The organism is Pandoraea morbifera (genome assembly GCF_902459575.1).
Taxonomy (GTDB): domain Bacteria; phylum Pseudomonadota; class Gammaproteobacteria; order Burkholderiales; family Burkholderiaceae; genus Pandoraea; species Pandoraea morbifera.
Genome location: NZ_CABPSD010000001.1, coordinates 496,313 through 512,788, shown reverse-complemented (window position 1 = coordinate 512,788; position 16,476 = coordinate 496,313). Strand labels below are relative to the sequence as shown.

The 16,476-nt window shown below is 65.6% G+C and carries 13 protein-coding genes; 6 read left to right on the top strand and 7 right to left on the bottom strand.

The features are described from left to right. Positions 1 to 200: 200 nt before the first annotated feature. Positions 201 to 1,769, bottom strand: coding sequence for a D-amino acid dehydrogenase (locus PMO31116_RS02170; protein ID WP_281350072.1), 1,569 nt, complete (start codon positions 1,767 to 1,769; stop codon positions 201 to 203). On the opposite strand from PMO31116_RS02170, the gene purL reads away from it, so the two are divergent. Further along, entirely contained in the window at positions 1,768 to 5,799 is a 4,032-nt protein-coding gene (gene purL, locus PMO31116_RS02165; RefSeq protein WP_150565251.1) for a phosphoribosylformylglycinamidine synthase, read from the top strand. The genes PMO31116_RS02170 and purL overlap by 2 nt on opposite strands. 188 nt (positions 5,800 to 5,987) lie before the next feature. On the opposite strand, the gene PMO31116_RS02160 is transcribed toward purL, so the two are convergent. From PMO31116_RS02160 to PMO31116_RS02135, 6 genes are all read right to left on the bottom strand, one after another. Beyond that, a complete protein-coding gene (locus PMO31116_RS02160; protein ID WP_150565250.1) occupies positions 5,988 to 6,782 on the bottom strand; it encodes a peptidylprolyl isomerase in 795 nt (264 codons plus the stop codon). Positions 6,783 to 6,844: 62 nt separating this feature from the next. Further along, on the bottom strand, positions 6,845 to 7,108 hold the full coding sequence (locus tag PMO31116_RS02155; protein WP_023595751.1) for a BolA family protein: 264 nt from the start codon (positions 7,106 to 7,108) through the stop codon (positions 6,845 to 6,847). 29 nt (positions 7,109 to 7,137) lie between these two features. Further along, complete coding sequence (locus tag PMO31116_RS02150; protein WP_023595752.1) at positions 7,138 to 7,671, bottom strand: septation protein A; 534 nt, start codon at positions 7,669 to 7,671, stop codon at positions 7,138 to 7,140. Positions 7,672 to 7,827: 156 nt separating this feature from the next. Further along, on the bottom strand, positions 7,828 to 8,238 hold the full coding sequence (locus PMO31116_RS02145; protein ID WP_150565249.1) for a YgiW/YdeI family stress tolerance OB fold protein: 411 nt from the start codon (positions 8,236 to 8,238) through the stop codon (positions 7,828 to 7,830). 171 nt (positions 8,239 to 8,409) lie between these two features. Next, positions 8,410 to 8,832, bottom strand: coding sequence for a peptide-methionine (R)-S-oxide reductase MsrB (gene msrB, locus PMO31116_RS02140; RefSeq protein ID WP_150565248.1), 423 nt, complete (start codon positions 8,830 to 8,832; stop codon positions 8,410 to 8,412). A gap of 118 nt (positions 8,833 to 8,950) precedes the next feature. After that, positions 8,951 to 10,468 (bottom strand): protein adenylyltransferase SelO, encoded by a 1,518-nt coding sequence (locus PMO31116_RS02135; protein ID WP_150565247.1) that lies wholly within the window; start codon positions 10,466 to 10,468, stop codon positions 8,951 to 8,953. A 310-nt stretch (positions 10,469 to 10,778) separates the two neighbouring features. Between PMO31116_RS02135 and PMO31116_RS02130 the strand changes: the two genes are divergently transcribed. From PMO31116_RS02130 to PMO31116_RS02110, 5 genes are all read left to right on the top strand, one after another. Further along, a complete protein-coding gene (locus PMO31116_RS02130; RefSeq protein WP_150565246.1) occupies positions 10,779 to 12,407 on the top strand; it encodes a 3-(methylthio)propionyl-CoA ligase in 1,629 nt (542 codons plus the stop codon). Between the two features lie 273 nt (positions 12,408 to 12,680). Next, positions 12,681 to 13,634, top strand: coding sequence for a branched-chain amino acid ABC transporter permease (locus tag PMO31116_RS02125; protein ID WP_150565245.1), 954 nt, complete (start codon positions 12,681 to 12,683; stop codon positions 13,632 to 13,634). Between the two features lie 8 nt (positions 13,635 to 13,642). Then, positions 13,643 to 14,896, top strand: coding sequence for a branched-chain amino acid ABC transporter permease (locus PMO31116_RS02120; RefSeq protein ID WP_246185101.1), 1,254 nt, complete (start codon positions 13,643 to 13,645; stop codon positions 14,894 to 14,896). Positions 14,897 to 14,916: 20 nt separating this feature from the next. Further along, positions 14,917 to 15,720, top strand: coding sequence for an ABC transporter ATP-binding protein (locus PMO31116_RS02115; RefSeq protein WP_150565243.1), 804 nt, complete (start codon positions 14,917 to 14,919; stop codon positions 15,718 to 15,720). Beyond that, positions 15,713 to 16,474, top strand: a complete 762-nt coding sequence (locus tag PMO31116_RS02110; RefSeq protein ID WP_150565242.1) for an ABC transporter ATP-binding protein — start codon at positions 15,713 to 15,715, stop codon at positions 16,472 to 16,474. The genes PMO31116_RS02115 and PMO31116_RS02110 overlap by 8 nt, the downstream gene beginning before the upstream one ends. The last annotated feature ends 2 nt before the right edge of the window (positions 16,475 to 16,476 follow it).

The window sequence follows — 16,476 nt, the reverse complement described above, 5'->3', positions numbered from 1 at the left end:
GGCATTACCGCATTACCGCGTTACCGCATTATCGCGCTGACGCGCGCTTGCCTTGCGCGGGCCGGGCGCCATGCGAGGCGCGGCGCCACGGACGCAATGGCTGACACCCCAGGTGTCGATCAACAGATTATGCCGATATTGCGCCATTCTGCCTGCCGGTGTGTCTCCCGAGTCCCTGTCGGCGGCATCCGACGGGCCGTTCAGCGATCGTACCGCGCGAGTGTCAGGCCGTTCAGGTCGATCTCGGGCGTCTGTCCGGAGATGACGTCGGCGAGCACACGCCCTGAACCGCAGGCCATGGCCCAGCCGGTCGAGCCGTGGCCGACGTTAAGGAAGATGCCCGGGAGGTGCGTTGCCCCGAGCAGCGGCGGTCCGTCGGGCAACATCGGCCGTGCGCCGACCCACGCCCTTGCTTCGCGATACTTTCCCGCGCCCGGGAACCAGTCGGTCGCCACCTTGTAGAGCGTGGCGATGGCGCGTTCGCGCAGCACCAGTTCGGTGTCGCCGAGTTCCGCCGTCCCGGCAATGCGCAGCCGGTTGCCCTGCGGCGTGATGGCGGTCTTGTACGACTCGTCCATGACGGCGATGCGCGGGCTGAAGAGTTCGTTCTTGACCGGGACCGTGATCGAGTAGCCCTTGATCGGCCAGAGCGGCAGATCGATGCCCAGCGGGCGCAGCAGTTCTGTGCTCGCTACCCCTGCCGCGATCACGACGGCGTCGGCGTCGAGCGTCGCACGCTGGCCGCCTTCGGCGTGGCTCGAGGTCTCGACGGTGACCCCGGCGCGCCCAAGGTTCGGGCGCACCGACAGCACGCTCGTCTCCGTCGCCAGCGTCACGCCCATGTCGCGAGCGATCTGGGCGAGGCGCTTGGTGAATAGCGGGCAGTTGCCGGTCTCGTCGCGCGGCAGGTGCAGGCCGCCCGCGAGTTCGGCGTCGGTGGAAATTGCGGGCTCGAGCTTGCGGCACTCGTCGGCCGTGAGCAGGCGGTGCGGCACCTCGTTCTCGGTGAGCATGGCGCGCGCCGGCTCGTTCATCTTGATTTCACGCTCGGTGCGGAACAGTTGCAGGTAGCCCTGCGTGTGCTCGTATTCGAACACGTGGACGTCGCGCAGTTCGTGAAGACAGCGCTGGCTGTAGAACGCCAGGCGCTGCATGCGCTCGCGGTTGGCGCGATAGCGTTCGAGCTTGCATTCCCGGAGCCAGCGCGAGGCCCAGCGCCATGTCCCCGCCGACAGGCCCGGACGGAAGATGAGCGGGCTGGCCGAGCTGAACAGGTAGCCGAGCAGCTTGCGCGGCATGCCGGGTGCCGCCCATGGCGTGACGTAGCCCGGCGCGATGACGCCCGCGTTGCCGAAGCTGCTCTCTTGCGCGACCGTGCTGTTGCGCTCGACGAGCGTGACCGTGTGCCCCGCGGCGGCCAGATAGTAGGCGGTACACGTGCCGATAACCCCGCCGCCGATAACGATGACCTTCATTCCCAACCGTCTGGTGTGTGGCGAACGCCCGTTCGTTCGCTTGTTAGTGTCGTATTGGTGTCTTGCCAGTGACGTTTTGTGCCGGGCCGCGTCCCCGGGGTGGCCGGGCGGCGCGAGCCGTGTTCCGATTTCGAGTTCGGTACGGGGCGCATAGGTTACCAGAGAGAGGCCGCGACAGGGCGGCAGTGGGCCAGAATACGTGTTGCGCACTCGGGTATAACCCGGGGTAAGCAGGGTATAATCCCGGTTTGTCGTTCCCCCGCGTTTTGAACGCCTCGCCTTCCGTCCTTCCATGAATCACATTGCCTGCTTCGCCGGCGCCTTGGCGCTCTCCGAATTCCGCCAGCAACGTCTTCTGCAGACCCTGCAAGCCATCGATAGCTCGATCGTGCGTGTCGACGCGCGCTACGTGCACCTCGTGGCCAGCGTCGAGCCGCTCTCGAGCGAGGATGTGGCCCGTGTCGCCGGTCTGCTTACCTACGGTGAGCCGGTACGTGAAGAGCCGGTGGGCGATCAGCTGCTCGTGATCCCGCGGCTGGGGACGATCTCGCCCTGGGCGAGCAAGGCAACGGACATCGCCCGCAACTGTGGCATCGATCATGTGCGACGCATCGAGCGCGCGGTCGAATACACGATCGGCGTGAAGTCAGGACTGCTCGGCGGCAAGAAATCGCTGCCGGCCGACGTGCTCGCCCGTGTGGCCGCCGTGCTGCACGATCGCATGACCGAGACGGTCGTCGCCTCGCGCAAGGACGCTGAAGCCCTGTTCGTCGAGCTGCCGGCCAAGCCGCTGCAGACCGTCGACGTGATCGGTGCCGGGCGGGGCGCGCTCGAGGCTGCCAACCGTGACCTGGGCCTCGCGCTGGCCGACGACGAAATCGATTACCTGGTCGATGCCTTCACGAGCGTGAAGCGCAATCCGACCGACGTGGAACTGATGATGTTCGCGCAGGCGAACAGCGAACACTGCCGTCACAAGATCTTCAATGCGCAGTGGACCATCGACGGCCAGGCGCAGGACAAGTCGCTGTTCCAGATGATCAAGAACACGCACCAACTGCATCCGCAGGGCACGGTGGTTGCGTATTCGGACAACGCTTCGGTGATGGAAGGCGCCGAAGTCGAGCGCTGGTATCCGCGTGGCGCCGACGGCAAGTACGGCCGCAGCGTGGAACTCACGCATACGCTGATGAAGGTCGAGACGCACAACCATCCGACGGCGATCTCGCCGTTCCCGGGGGCGTCCACCGGCGCGGGCGGCGAGATTCGCGACGAGGGGGCGACGGGGCGCGGCTCCACGCCGAAGGTGGGGCTGACCGGCTTTACCGTGTCGAACCTGGCGCTGCCCGACGCCCGCGAAGCGTGGGAGAACGATCTTGACGTGGCGGTTCCGCCGTCGCTGCGCAAGCCCGACGCCACCGGCGCGGACTATGGCCGTCCGGACCGCATCGCCTCGCCGCTGCAGATCATGATCGACGGTCCGCTGGGCGGCGCGGCGTTCAACAACGAATTCGGCCGTCCGAACCTCGGCGGCTACTTCCGCACCTACGAACAGAACGTGGGCGGTCGTGTACGCGGCTATCACAAGCCGATCATGATCGCCGGTGGCATGGGCAACATCGCCGCGCAGCACACGCACAAGCACGATCTGCCGGCCGGCACGCTGCTGATCCAGATCGGCGGCCCGGGCATGCGTATCGGCATGGGCGGCGGCGCCGCAAGCTCGATGGCGACGGGCACCAACACCGCGGAACTGGACTTCGACTCCGTGCAGCGCGGCAATCCGGAAATCGAGCGCCGTGCGCAGGAAGTCATCAACTGGTGCTGGCGCCAGGGTGAGGCCAACCCGATCCTGTCGATTCACGACGTGGGGGCGGGCGGTATTTCGAACGCCTTCCCCGAGCTGGTCGACGGTGCGGGCAAGGGCGCGCGCTTCGACCTGCGTCAGGTGCAACTGGAAGAGTCGGGCATGTCGCCGGCCGAGATCTGGAGCAACGAGGCGCAGGAGCGTTACGTGCTCGCGATCGCACCCGACAGCTTCCCCGCGTTCCAGGCCATCTGCCAGCGCGAGCGTTGCCCGGTGGCGGTGGTCGGGGTGGCGACCGACGAGCGCCAACTCAAGCTCGTCGATCCGATGCATCCGGAGTCGCCGGATCCGGTAGACATGCCGATGGATGTGCTGTTGGGCAAGCCGCCTCGCATGCACCGTGACGTGACGCGAGTGCAGGCGGCACTACCCCCGGTGGACGTCACCGGCCTGTCGCTCGACGACGTGGCGCGTGCGGTGCTGCGTCATCCGACCGTGGCAAGCAAATCGTTCCTCATCACCATCGGTGACCGCACGGTGGGCGGCCTGACCGCGCGCGATCAGATGGTCGGTCCGTGGCAGGTGCCGGTGGCCGACTGCGCCATTTCGCTGATGGACTACGCCGGATACCGCGGCGAGGCGATGACGATGGGCGAGCGCACGCCGCTGGCCGTGATCGACGCGCCCGCATCGGGCCGCATGGCGGTCGGCGAAGCCATCACGAACATTGCGGCGGCGCCGATTGCGTCGCTCGACCAGATCAAGCTGTCGGCCAACTGGATGGCGGCCTGCGGCACCGAAGGCGAAGACGCGGCGCTTTTCGACACGGTCAAGGCGGTGGGCATGGAGCTGTGCCCGGCACTGGGGCTGTCGATTCCGGTGGGCAAGGATTCGCTGTCGATGCGCACCAAGTGGGAAGACGCCGGTCGCGGCAAGGAAGTGGTGGCGCCGGTCTCGCTGATCGTGTCGGCGTTCGCGCCGGTGGAGGACGTGCGTGGTCATCTCACGCCGCAACTGCGCCCGGCCGCCGACGTTGGCGAGACAGTGCTGATCGCCATCGATCTGGGGCGCAACAAGCACCGCATGGGCGGCAGTATCCTCGCTCAGGTGACGCAGCAGATCGGCGACGTGGCGCCGGACCTCGACGATCCGGCCGACCTCAAGCGCTTCTTCGACGCTATCCAGAAACTCAACCGCGACGGCAAGCTGCTCGCGTATCACGATCGTTCGGATGGTGGTCTGTTCGCCACGGTCGCGGAAATGGCGTTCGCGGGTCATGTCGGTGTGTCGCTCAACGTCGACATGCTCACGCTCGACGACGGCTTCGAGTCCGATTACGGCGACGCGAAGGACTGGGCCAAGCAAACGGCCGGCCGCCGGGAAGACAAGACGCTGCGTGCGCTGTTCTCGGAAGAGCTCGGCGGCGTCATTCAGGTGCGTGCATCGGAGCGCGACGCCGTGCTGCAGGCGCTGCGTGAAGCGGGTCTGTCGGCCTGTACGAATGTGATCGGCAAGCCGAACACGACAGACGTCATCGAGATCTACCGCGACGCGAAGAAGGTCTTCGGCGCGCCGCGCGCGGAACTGCAACGAGTGTGGTCGGAGGTGAGCTGGCGGATCGCGCGTCTGCGCGATAACCCGGCCGCGGCCGACGCCGAGTACGAGGCACTGAACGACACCAGCGATCCGGGCCTCTCGCCGAAGCTGACGTTCGACCCGAGCGAAGACGTCGCGGCACCGTTCATCGCGACGGGTGTGCGTCCGAAGGTGGCGATCCTGCGAGAGCAGGGCGTGAACTCCCACCTCGAAATGGCTTATGTGCTCGACAAGGCCGGCTTCGACGCGTACGACGTGCACATGAGCGATTTGCTCGCGGGCCGTCACTCGCTAGAGGCGTTCAAGGGCTTCGTCGCCTGCGGCGGTTTCTCGTACGGCGACACGCTGGGCGCTGGCGAAGGCTGGGCCAAGACGATCCTGTTCAACCCCTCGCTTGCCGAACAGTTCGCCGGGTTCTTCAATCGCGCCGACACGTTCGCTCTGGGCGTGTGCAACGGTTGCCAGATGATGAGCAATCTATCGAACCTGATTCCGGGCGCCGCGGCGTGGCCGAAGTTTACGTACAACCAATCGAAGTACGAAGCGCGTCTGACGCAGGTCGAGGTGCTGCAATCGCCGTCGCTCTTCTTCAAGGACATGGCCGGCTCGCAACTGCCGATCGTGATCGCGCACGGCGAGGGCTACGCCAACTTCGGTCAGCAGGGCAACATCGACCAGGCGATTGCCGCAATGCGCTTTGTCGACCATCGGGGGCAGCCGACGGAGCAGTATCCGTACAACCCGAACGGTTCGCCGCGCGGGCTGACGTCGGTGACGACGGCCGATGGTCGCTTCACGGTGATGATGCCGCACCCGGAGCGCGTGTTCCGTACGGTACAGATGAGCTGGGCACCCGCCCAGTGGGGCGAAGACAGCCCGTGGATGCGCATGTTCCGCAACGCGCGTCGCTGGGTCGCCTGATCGGCGATTCGCGAGGGCGACGTGCTGTCGCCCTTGTCGGCATGCATGAAGGCCGCTTGCCTCGTTCGACAGGGCAGGTGTTTTTCCTGGCGCCGGCGTGGATAGCGGATCGCCCGGTCAAGCCGGGAAAGCCACAAAAAACCCGCCTGTCGGCGGGTTTTTTTCGTTCAGCGATGCCGTTGTGGCGGTTACTGAATCTTGGCCTTTTTCTCGAGGCCTTCGATGAAGCCTTGCAGCTTCTCTTCCTGCATCTGCTGCACGAGTTGCGGCTTGACGTCGGACAGCGGCGGGATTTGCGCATCGCGCACGTCGTCGAGCTCGATCACGTGGTAGCCAAACTGCGTCTTGACCGGGGTCTGGGTGTATTGGCCCTTCTGGAGCTTTTGCAGCGCATCGGCGAATTCGGGCACATAGGCATTGGCTGGCGACCAGTCGAGGTCGCCACCGTTCTTCGCCGAACCCGGATCCTTCGAATACTGTTTGGCGAGATCTTCGAACTTCGCGCCGCCCTTGAGCTTCGCGATGATCTCCTTGGCGGTGTCTTCCGCCGGCACCAGGATGTGGCGCGCGTGGTATTCCTTGTCGCCGAACTGCTTCTTCAGTTGATCGTAGCGGGCTTGCACTTCGGCGTCGCTCACCGGCGAGGTCTTCTGGAAATCGGCGATCAGAGCGCGGATGAGCACGCCTTGCTCGGCGAGCTTGAGCTGCGCCTTGACGTCCGGTTGCGAGGCCAGCCCCTTGCTGACGGCTGCCTGCGCGAGCACTTCGCGCTTGACCAGTTCTTCACGCACCTGCTGTTGCAGTTGCGGCGAGTTTGGCTGACCCTGACGGACCATTTCGCGCACCATGGCGTCAGCGCGCGACACAGGCACCGGCGTGCCGTTCACGACGGCGATGTTCTGGGCGAGGGCAGGGAGGGAGACGGCGGTCAGCGACACGGCGGCGCCGAGCGCCATGGCCGTGCGGGCGAGTTTCAATGCCATGCTGTTTTTCCTAACGAATGACGAAGGCAGGGTTAATCGACGGGGGACGCGTCGCATGCGGGTCACGCTTCACCGGGGGCGAGCGCGACGATGGCGAGGGCGTGAATGCCGTTCTGCATCAAATCGGCTAGCGCATCATACACCAGGCGATGACGGGCCACGCGGTTGCGTCCGGTAAAGGCCGCCGAGACGATGCGCAGATTGTAATGACCGCCCGAGGCGGCGCCGGCATGGCCTGCATGGCGGGCGCTATCGTTTTCCAGTGCGAACTCGAGGGGGGCGAGGGCAGCCGTGAGGCGCGCTTCGATTTGCTGTTCCATACTCATGACGGAGGCTTCCTGACGGACGTTGGACCTTATTCGTCCTGCTTGATGTACTTCGCGAGCCAAAGGCTCTGCACGACGATGAACACGACCATGAGGCCCATGCCGCCGAAGAGCTTGAAGTCGACCCAGGTATCGGTCGAGAAGTGATAGGCGATTACCAGGTTGAGCGCCCCCATGGCGAGGAAGAACAGCGCCCAACTGAAGTTGACGGCGCGCCACAGGTTCTCGGGCAACGCCATCTGCTTTTCCATCATCGCGCGGATCAGGTTTTTGTCGAACACGAGTTCGGCGACAAACAGCGTGATGCCGAAGAGCCAGTAAAGTGCCGTGGGTTTCCACTTGATGAAGGTTTCGTCGTGCAGCAGCATGGTGGCACCGCCGAACACCACGATGATCGCCAGACTGACCCATTGCATGGGCTCGACCTTGCGGTGTCGCAGCCACATCCACAGGACCTGAGCAATCGTCGTGGCGATGGCAATGCCGGTAGCGACGTAGATGCCGGCGAACTTGAAGGCGACGAAGAACAGGATGACCGGTAACAGGTCGAAAAGAAATTTCATGAAGTCTCGGCTTGGGGGCTTCGGGAGATTTGGCGTCCTGAGCCCGAGAATATCGGAGGGCCGGGCGCAAACCCGCATTATATTTCAAAGCCCCGGCGGGCGAGCGCGGCGACGCGCGAAACGTGCGGCGCGCACGCGCGTCGCGGTCGCCTCGAATTACTCGATGATCTCGATGCGTTTGACGTCGATATCGTTGGACTTGAGTTGATGCTTGTCGACTTCGCCCCAGATGCGCACGTGCGTCTTCTCGGTGATTTCGCGACCCGGCGGCAGGTGCTTGTCGTCGAGCTCGATCTCGATGGTCTTGCCGGCGGCGTCGCGGAAGGTGTAGTGCTCGTGCTTGAGCTTGTTGACGATGTAGCCCTCGATGACAGCTTCGACGTCGTTCGGTGCGGCGAGTGCCTGCTCGACGGTCACGGCGCGCGGCATGACGGCGGGCACGGCGACCGTGCCGCCGGCCGGCGGCACGTTGATCTGGGCCTGCGCCGGCGAGGCGAAGACGAACGCACCGGCGACGAGCGCGGCGGCGAGGGGCAGGATGGCGAAGCGATTCGATTTTCTGGGCACGACATGGACTCCCTATCAATTTGGGTGGACGCAAGCCTACTGCCAAAAAACGCCGATTCAGGGTGAAATGCCGTCGATTTCACGCCATTTCACCGGTATTTTGTGGCGCATGACCACTGTTTGAATGCCTCGAACCGCCAAAGTTCTGCGCTTGGCCGTCACGCATGGCGTTCAGTCTTCGTCCGGCGCCGTCGTCTGGCCGTCCTTGTCCTCGAAATCGAGCGAAGCGGAATTGATGCAGTAACGCAATCCGGTCGGCTGCGGGCCGTCTTCGAACACGTGACCGAGGTGGGCGTCGCAATTGTGGCAGCGCACTTCCACGCGCACCATGCCGTGACTGTAGTCCATCACCTCGTCGATGCCCGATTTGTCGATGGGTTTCGAGTAGCTCGGCCAGCCGCAACCGGCGTCGAATTTCTCGGTCGACTGGAACAGCGGCGCGCCGCAACACACACAGCGATACGTGCCGTCCTTCCAGTGATCCCAGTAGCGGCCGGTGAACGCGCGCTCGGTCGCGGCGTGGCGCGTGACCTGGTATTCGACGTCGTCGAGTTGGGCGCGCCATTCGGCGTCGCTCTTTTCCACTTTGCTCATGAGGTTCTCCTGATGGGTGACGACCGGTGGTTGCCGTCACGCGTCGTATGACTGCGCACTCGCCACAGATGGGGGCGGCGTGCGTGTTTTGCAATGCACCGCGCTGGCGCGAGGCCGCTCAGGACGAGCAACTGACCTCGAGTTGTCCGGCCCAGTCGGGGGGCAATTCGGCGTAGCGTTCGAATTCCGGCTGTTCGTCGTAGGGGCGCGAGAGCACCTTGAGCAAGGTGTCGACTTCAGAGAAATCCTTCTCGTTGGCACGCCGGATCGCCATTTCGGCCAGATGGTTGCGCAAAATGTACTTGGGATTGACCAGGCGCATGGCCACCGCGCGCTTCGCATCCGTGCTCCCCTCGTGTCGCAGGCGGGCGCGATAGTCGGCGGCCCAGACGTCGAAACCCTCGCGATCGATGAACATGTCGCGCAACGGGGTGTCGGCCGACGGGTCGTCGAGACGGAGCGTGGAGAGCTGGCGGAACAGATAGGTGAAGTCGACGCGTCCTTCGTGCATCAGCTTGAACAGCCGGTTGATGAGCGTCTCGTCATCCGCATGCGACTCGCGCAGACCGAGCTTGGCGCGCATGCGCAGATCGATTTCCTCGGCGAAGCGGGTCTTGAACACGGGCAACACCGACTGCGCCTGCTCGATGGCCGCGTCGCCTTCGCCGAGCAGCGGCAACAGCGCCTGCGCGAGGCAGAACAGGTTCCAGTAGGCGACGTTCGGTTGCGCCTGATAAGCGTATCTGCCCTGCGAATCCGAATGATTGCAGATGTGGTGGGCGTTGAATCCGTCGAGAAATCCAAACGGACCGTAGTCGATCGTCAGTCCGAGAATGGACATGTTGTCGGTGTTCATCACGCCGTGACAGAAGCCCACGGCTTGCCAATGCGCCACCAGTTCGGCCGTCGCGTCGCACACCGCCTCGAGCATCGCGAGGTATGGATTGGCGGCATCGCGGCAATGCGGATAGTGGTGATCGATCGTGAAGTCGGCCAACTGGCGCAGCGCCTCGTACTGATCGGCGGCCCAGAAATGTTCGAAGTGTCCGAATCGAATGAAACTCGGTGAAAGGCGCGTGACGACCGCGGCCGTCTCGATGGTTTCTCGACGCACGGGGGCGTCGGAGCCGATGACGCATAGCGCGCGCGTCGTCGGCACGCCCAGATGAAACATGGCCTCCGAGCCGAGAAATTCGCGGATCGACGAGCGCAGCACCGCGCGGCCATCGCCCATGCGTGAATAGGGCGTCAGTCCACCCCCCTTGATCTGAATTTCCCAGCGCCCCCCCGGACCGTCCGATTCACCGAGCAGCAGTGCACGACCGTCGCCCAACTGCCCGGCCCAGACACCGAATTGATGCCCGGAATAGACGCTCGCGAGCGGGTCGCCGCCGTTCAGCGGCGCGTTGCCCGCGAAGGTCGCGAGAAACTCGGGGTCGCGCGCCGCATCGGGCGACCAGCCGAGCAACCGTGCAGCCTCGGCCGAGAAACCGACCAGATACGGCTCGGGCAACGGTTGGGGTGACACGCGCGTGTAGAAATCCGTGCCGAGCGTGGCGAACCGGTTGATCAGACGAAGCGGTCCGAACGGTTCGAGCGAATGAGGCGCAGCAGTGCAGCGGTCGTTGGCCGGCATTGGGGACGTTCCTGATGGTGAACAAACATTCTACTTGAGGTATCCGTCGTGTGCTGCCGGGGCTTGGCCCCGGCGGGCTTGCACGTGACAAGTGCAGCTTTGGCGCAAGGTGTGTCGCGGTGTTGCGGCGCACAAGCGAAGGGCGTTGACCCGCCGCGCGCGCGCGTCAAGAATGAGTCTCCGCGGTGCTCACGAATGCACGCATCCCTCGTGCCAGCTCGCGCGTCATGCGCGACGCACGAATGTCGATCGCTGTTCCCGACGTATCCCCGTAATTCCGGTTTTTCCGACTTTTCTGGAGATTCGACGCATGGCAACACCGCTCCTCGGCCAGATGATGGCCGCGCCGCTGCTGATTTCCTCGCTGCTCACGCACGCTGCCCGTCACCACGGCGACACCGAGATCGTGTCGCGTCGCGTGGAGGGCGACATTCACCGCTACACGTGGCGAGATGCCGAGCGGCGGTCGCGGCAGCTTGCCCTGGCCTTGCGCCGGCTCGGCGTGGGCGACGGCGAGCGTGTGGGTACGCTGGCGTGGAACGGCTATCGCCATCTCGAGCTCTACTACGCCGTCTCGGGCATGGGCAGTGTGATTCATACCGTCAACCCGCGCCTGTTCCCGGAGCAGATCGCCTACATCATCAATCACGCCGAGGATCGCTTCGTCGCGTTCGACATCAACTTCCTGCCGCTGGTCGAGGCGATCGCGCCGCAGTGTGCGGGCGTCGAGGGCTGGATTGCCCTGACCGACCGGGCGCATCTGCCGCCGTCGCAGTTGCCGTTGCTGTGCTACGAGGACATCGTCGAAGCGGAAAGCGGCGACTTCGACTGGCCGGCGCTCGACGAGAACACGGCGTCGGGCCTGTGCTACACGTCGGGCACGACCGGCAATCCGAAGGGGGTGCTCTACAGCCATCGCTCCACCGTGCTGCATGCCTTCGGTGCGTCGTTGCCCGATGCGATGGCGATGTCGGCCCGCGATGCCGTGTTGCCGGTGGTACCGATGTTCCATGTGAACGCCTGGGGACTACCGTACTCCGCCGCGCTCGTCGGCGCCAAGCTCGTGCTTCCGGGCAAGGATCTGGACGGCAAGTCGCTTTACGAGCTGTTCGAGGCCGAGGGGGTGACGTTTTCGGCCGGGGTGCCGACCGTCTGGCTGGGGTTGCTGACGTACGTGAAGTCCATCGGTGCGCGTTTCTCCACGCTGGAGCGCACGGTGATCGGGGGATCGGCTTGTCCGCCGGCCATGCTCCAGACATTCGAGAGGGACTACGGCGTGCGCGTGATTCACGCCTGGGGCATGAGCGAGATGTCGCCGCTGGGCACGCTGTGTCATTTGCGCAAGCATCATCGTGACCTGCCGGCCGAGGCGCAGCAGCATATTCTGGAGAAGCAGGGCACGGCGATCTATGGCGTCGACCTGAAGATCGTGGGACCCGACGGCGAAGCGTTGCCGTGGGACGGCAAGGCGTTCGGAGACCTTTATGCCCGGGGGCCGTGGGTGCTGGAGCGTTATTTCCGCGCTGACGCGTCGCCGCTGGTCGACGGCTGGTTCCCCACCGGCGACGTGGCGACCATCGATGCCGAGGGATACGTTCAGATCACGGACCGGAGCAAGGATGTCATCAAGTCGGGCGGCGAATGGATCAGTTCGATCGACGTCGAGAACATCGCCATGGCGCATCCGGAAATTCACGAGGCGGCATGCATCGCCATGCCGCATCCGAAGTGGGAGGAGCGCCCGCTGCTCGTGGTCGTGCGCAAACCCGGCTCGTCGCTGTCGCGCGAGGACGTGTTGGCGTTCTATCAGGGGCGCGTCGTGAAGTGGTGGATTCCGGACGACGTTGTCTTTGTCGACGAAATCCCGCACACGGCCACGGGGAAGATGCTCAAGCTCAAGCTGCGCGAGAAGTTCCGCGACCATCAGGCGGCATCGTAGGTTCGAGCTTCGCGCCGCCACCCCGGCTGCCAGGGCCGGCGCCTGTCGGACTGGGGCGCCGACCGTGGTGGCCGGAGTGGCGGCGCGCCCCGACCGGTGACCGGGAAGGCGCTGATCGCCGCCTCGGACGCCTCCGAAATCCTGTAATGACGGCGCTTTTCGCGCGATTCGTCAGCGATCGCCGTGTCCGTCACCTCTATAATGTCAGCCTGAAATTCCCTCGACGCGGCGGCTTGCGCCGCGTCGTTCCCCGACAATTCCGAAGGAGACGCAGTGCATCTGCTGAGTGCCACCGCCGGCCTCGTGCTCGTGAATGGGGTGAGCTATGGCTTGCTGCTGTTCATGCTGTCCAGCGGACTCACGCTCATCTTCAGCATGCTGGGAGTGCTGAACTTCGCGCATGCCAGTTTCTACATGCTGGGCGCGTACTTCGCTTATGCGCTGTCGGCAAAGATCGGGTTCTGGGCGGCGCTCATCTCGGCGCCGCTGCTCGTCGGCGCTGTCGGGGCATTGTTCGAGCGCGGTGTGCTTCGGCGGCTGCGGGCACGCGGCGCGCTGGCGGAGTTGCTCGCCACATTCGGGCTGGCCTATGTCGTGGTCGAGCTGGTGCAGTTGGCGTGGGGCCGTGGTCCGGTGGACTATGCCGTGCCGGCCGCGCTCGACGGGACCCTGATCGGCATCGCAGGGGTGGCGGTACCTGCCTACCGATGGTTCCTGATGCTGCTGGCATGCGCGATTGCGCTTCTGGTCTGGGTAGCGCTGCGTGCGACGCGCGCCGGGCTCGTGCTGCAGGCCGCCCTGTCGCAGCCCGCGATGACGCAGGCGCTCGGCTACGACGTGCCTGCGCTATACACGGGCGTATTCGCCTGCGGCGCGGCGCTGGCGGCGCTCGCCGGCGCGGCGGGCGGCAACGTGCTCGTCACGGAGCCGGGGATGGCGGCAACGGTGGGCAGTGTCGTGTTCGTGGTAGTGGTCGTTGGGGGGCTTGGATCGTTGGGCGGTGCTTTCGTGGCATCGCTGCTCATCGGACTGTTGCAGACGTGGGCCGTCACGAGCGATGCGAGCCTGGCGGCGTGGTGGCCGTCAGCGCAGGCGGGCGCGCTCGCCCCTCTGGCACCCCTGGCCCGGCTGAGCGTGGCGCAGCTCGCGCCCGCGGTGCCATACCTGTTGATGGTGGCGGTGCTGTTATGGCGCCCGCGCGGGCTTCTTGGCGTGCGGGAGGGATGATGCGGGATATGTTCGCCGCAGCGGCTCCGATCACGCGTCGGGGCATCGCGTGGGTGTGCTTTGCGCTGGCACTGGGCATTGCTCCCCGGTGCTTTCCTTCCGACGCCGCCCTGACACTCATGACGCAGATGGGAACGGCGGCGATTCTCGCGCTGTCGTTCAATCTGCTGCTCGGGACGACGGGACTGTTGAGCTTCTGCCACGCGACCTATGCGGGCGTGGGCGCCTATGCCGCGGTGTGGTGCATGAATCGTATCGGCATGCACGGCTGGCCCGTGTCGATGGCGCTGGTGCCGTTGGTGGGCGCATTCGCCGGCGGCATTGCAGGGGCCACGCTGGGCTATGTCACCACGCGTCGCGCCGGCATGACGTTCGCCATGATTACGCTGGGTGTCGCGGAACTCGTCTGGGTGATGGCCGCCATGCTGCCTGAGTGGTTCGGCGGCGAGCGCGGCATACCGACGGACAGAACGCTCGGCGCGGCGTGGTTCGGCGCGACGTTCGCGACACAGCGCGAGGTCTATGGGCTGGTCGCCTTCTGGTGGTTCGTCTGCGCCGGGCTGATGTATGGCGTGACACGCACCCCGCTCGGGTTTCTCGCGCGCGCGGTGCGGGATAACGACGGGCGGGTCGCGTTTCTCGGACAGTCGCCGGCCGCGGTGCGTTACCGCATGCAGATCATCGCGGCGGCGTTCGCGGGTGTGGCCGGCGCCCTGGGTGCCCTGAATTTCGAGCTGGTCAGCGCCGATACGTTCAGCCTTGAGCGCTCGGGCGTCGTGCTCGTCTTCACGGTGCTCGGCGGCACGGCCTACTTCGTCGGACCGATGATAGGGGCCGTGATCGGGGTGCTGGCGACCGTGGTGCTCGCCACATTCACGCGGGCATGGCAGCTCTACGTGGGGCTGGGGTTTCTCGCCGTGGTGATATTCGCGCCTGGGGGCGTCGCGGGGTTGATGGCGGGGCACATACAGGCGTGGCGTTGTGGCGCGGTACGTCGGCTGTGGAAGCCCTACGCCGGCGTTTGCGTCGGCATGGCGCTGTTTGCCGGTGGCCTGGTCGCGATCGTCGAGATGACCTACGGTTCGCGTCTGGCGGCCGACGCCGGGTTGTCGACGAACGGCGGCGTTAGCACGCCGGGCGCTGGCGCATGGACGCTGGCCGCGCTGGCGGCCGTGGCGGGGCTGGCGGTGCTTGCGCGCGCGAGCGCTCGATTGCGTCGCGCCGTGGCCGCCGTGCGTCTGGCGGCGCAGGGGGGACAATGAGACACACGACGAGGCGCACGATGGCCGTCGAGACGCCCTCACCGTTGCTCAGCGTTCGTGGGCTGCACAAGTCGTTCGGCAGAACGCAGGTGTTAAGCGGTGTCGATCTGGCGCTGACGGCCGGGGAGCGTCTGGCCATCATCGGACCGAATGGCGCCGGTAAAAGTACGTTGTTCGACGTCATCACCGGACGGACGCAACCCGACAAGGGCCGTGTCTTCCTGCATGCGCGCGACGTCACCGGGCGCGCGCCACACGTGATCAGTCGTCGCGGGCTGTCGCGCAGTTTTCAGACGTCGCAGTTGTTCGGACACATGAGCGTGATCGACCATCTGCGTTGCGCGGGACTTTGGCCGAGCGGCCACCGCTACACCTTCTGGCGGCGCATGCGTGGACTCGACGACGTGACAAGGCGCAGCGAAGCGTGGCTGGCGCGCCTTGGACTGGAGGCTCGGCGCGACGTGCCGGCGGGCGCGTTGAGTTATGCGGAACAGCGCGTGCTCGAAGTCGGGATGTGCGCGGCGTCGGCGGGCAGCGTGATGTTGCTTGACGAGCCGACCGCCGGGATGAGTCAGTCGGAGTCCGCGCGCATGGTGGCGCTCATTGCGGAACTGAGCCGCGGGCGAGCGTTGCTGATGATCGAGCACGACATGCAAGTGGTTTTCTCGCTGGCAGACCGAATCGCCGTGCTCGCGCGAGGCGCGGTCATTGCCTGCGACACGCCGGAGCGAATTCGTCAGCATCCGGATGTTCGCACTGCGTATCTGGGCGACTATGCCGATGCGCTTGGGCCCGCCGGCGCCGGGGAGACCCGCGATGCTTGAGCTGATCGACGTCCGTGCGGGGTATGGGGGAAGCCGTGTCCTGCACGGCGTCACGCTGCGAGTGGCGCCCGGGGAGATCGTGGCGGTGCTCGGCCGCAACGGCGCGGGGCGCTCCACGTTGGCCAGGGCGATCATGGGGCAATTGCCGCGAGAGGGGGAAATTCGCTGGCACGGACGATCGCTGGTCTCGCTCGCGCCGCATCGAATCGCACGATTGGGCATTGGCTACGTGCCGGAAACGCGCGATGTCTTCGCACCCCTGACGGTGGCGCAGAATCTGCTGCTGGGCCAGCGGGCAAGTCGGGGGCTGGTGGGAGGATGGGGACGTCTGCGCGCAGCGTGGCAGCGCCCGGGTGAGGCCATTGCGCATGAGCGTCGTGCGCTTACGCTCGCGCAGGCATTCGAGCGGTTCGAGGAGCTTGCACCGCGCCGGGACACGCCGGCGGGGGCGCTCTCCGGCGGCGAGCAACAACTGCTCGCGCTATGTCGGGCCATGATGGCCGGGCCGTCGCTCCTGATCGTCGATGAGCCGACCGAAGGTCTGGCGCCTCGCGTCGTTGCGCGAATCGGGCGAATCCTCACGGATCTTCGGGCCACCGGCGTGGCGATCCTGCTGATCGAACAAAAGCTGTCGCTCGCGCTCACATGTGCGCAGCGGGTTGCGGTCATGGGCCGAGGCAAGCTCGTCTTCGAGGGCGAGCCGGAAGCATTGGTCGCCGCATCCGCAGTCCGGCGCGAATGGCTCGAGGTCTAGCG

Excerpts from the sequence above, each read along its gene's own strand:
- PMO31116_RS02170 (WP_281350072.1), bottom strand. The coding sequence starts at position 1,769 with ATGGAAGGACGGAAGGCGAGGCGTTCAAAACGCGGGGGAACGACAAAC.
- msrB (WP_150565248.1), bottom strand. The coding sequence starts at position 8,832 with ATGAGCAAAGTGGAAAAGAGCGACGCCGAATGGCGCGCCCAACTCGAC.
- PMO31116_RS02110 (WP_150565242.1), top strand. The coding sequence starts at position 15,713 with ATGCTTGAGCTGATCGACGTCCGTGCGGGGTATGGGGGAAGCCGTGTC.
- purL (WP_150565251.1), top strand. The coding sequence starts at position 1,768 with ATGAATCACATTGCCTGCTTCGCCGGCGCCTTGGCGCTCTCCGAATTC.
- PMO31116_RS02160 (WP_150565250.1), bottom strand. The coding sequence starts at position 6,782 with ATGGCATTGAAACTCGCCCGCACGGCCATGGCGCTCGGCGCCGCCGTG.
- PMO31116_RS02155 (WP_023595751.1), bottom strand. The coding sequence starts at position 7,108 with ATGAGTATGGAACAGCAAATCGAAGCGCGCCTCACGGCTGCCCTCGCC.
- PMO31116_RS02135 (WP_150565247.1), bottom strand. The coding sequence starts at position 10,468 with ATGCCGGCCAACGACCGCTGCACTGCTGCGCCTCATTCGCTCGAACCG.
- PMO31116_RS02120 (WP_246185101.1), top strand. The coding sequence starts at position 13,643 with ATGTTCGCCGCAGCGGCTCCGATCACGCGTCGGGGCATCGCGTGGGTG.
- PMO31116_RS02150 (WP_023595752.1), bottom strand. The coding sequence starts at position 7,671 with ATGAAATTTCTTTTCGACCTGTTACCGGTCATCCTGTTCTTCGTCGCC.
- PMO31116_RS02115 (WP_150565243.1), top strand. The coding sequence starts at position 14,917 with ATGGCCGTCGAGACGCCCTCACCGTTGCTCAGCGTTCGTGGGCTGCAC.
- PMO31116_RS02130 (WP_150565246.1), top strand. The coding sequence starts at position 10,779 with ATGGCAACACCGCTCCTCGGCCAGATGATGGCCGCGCCGCTGCTGATT.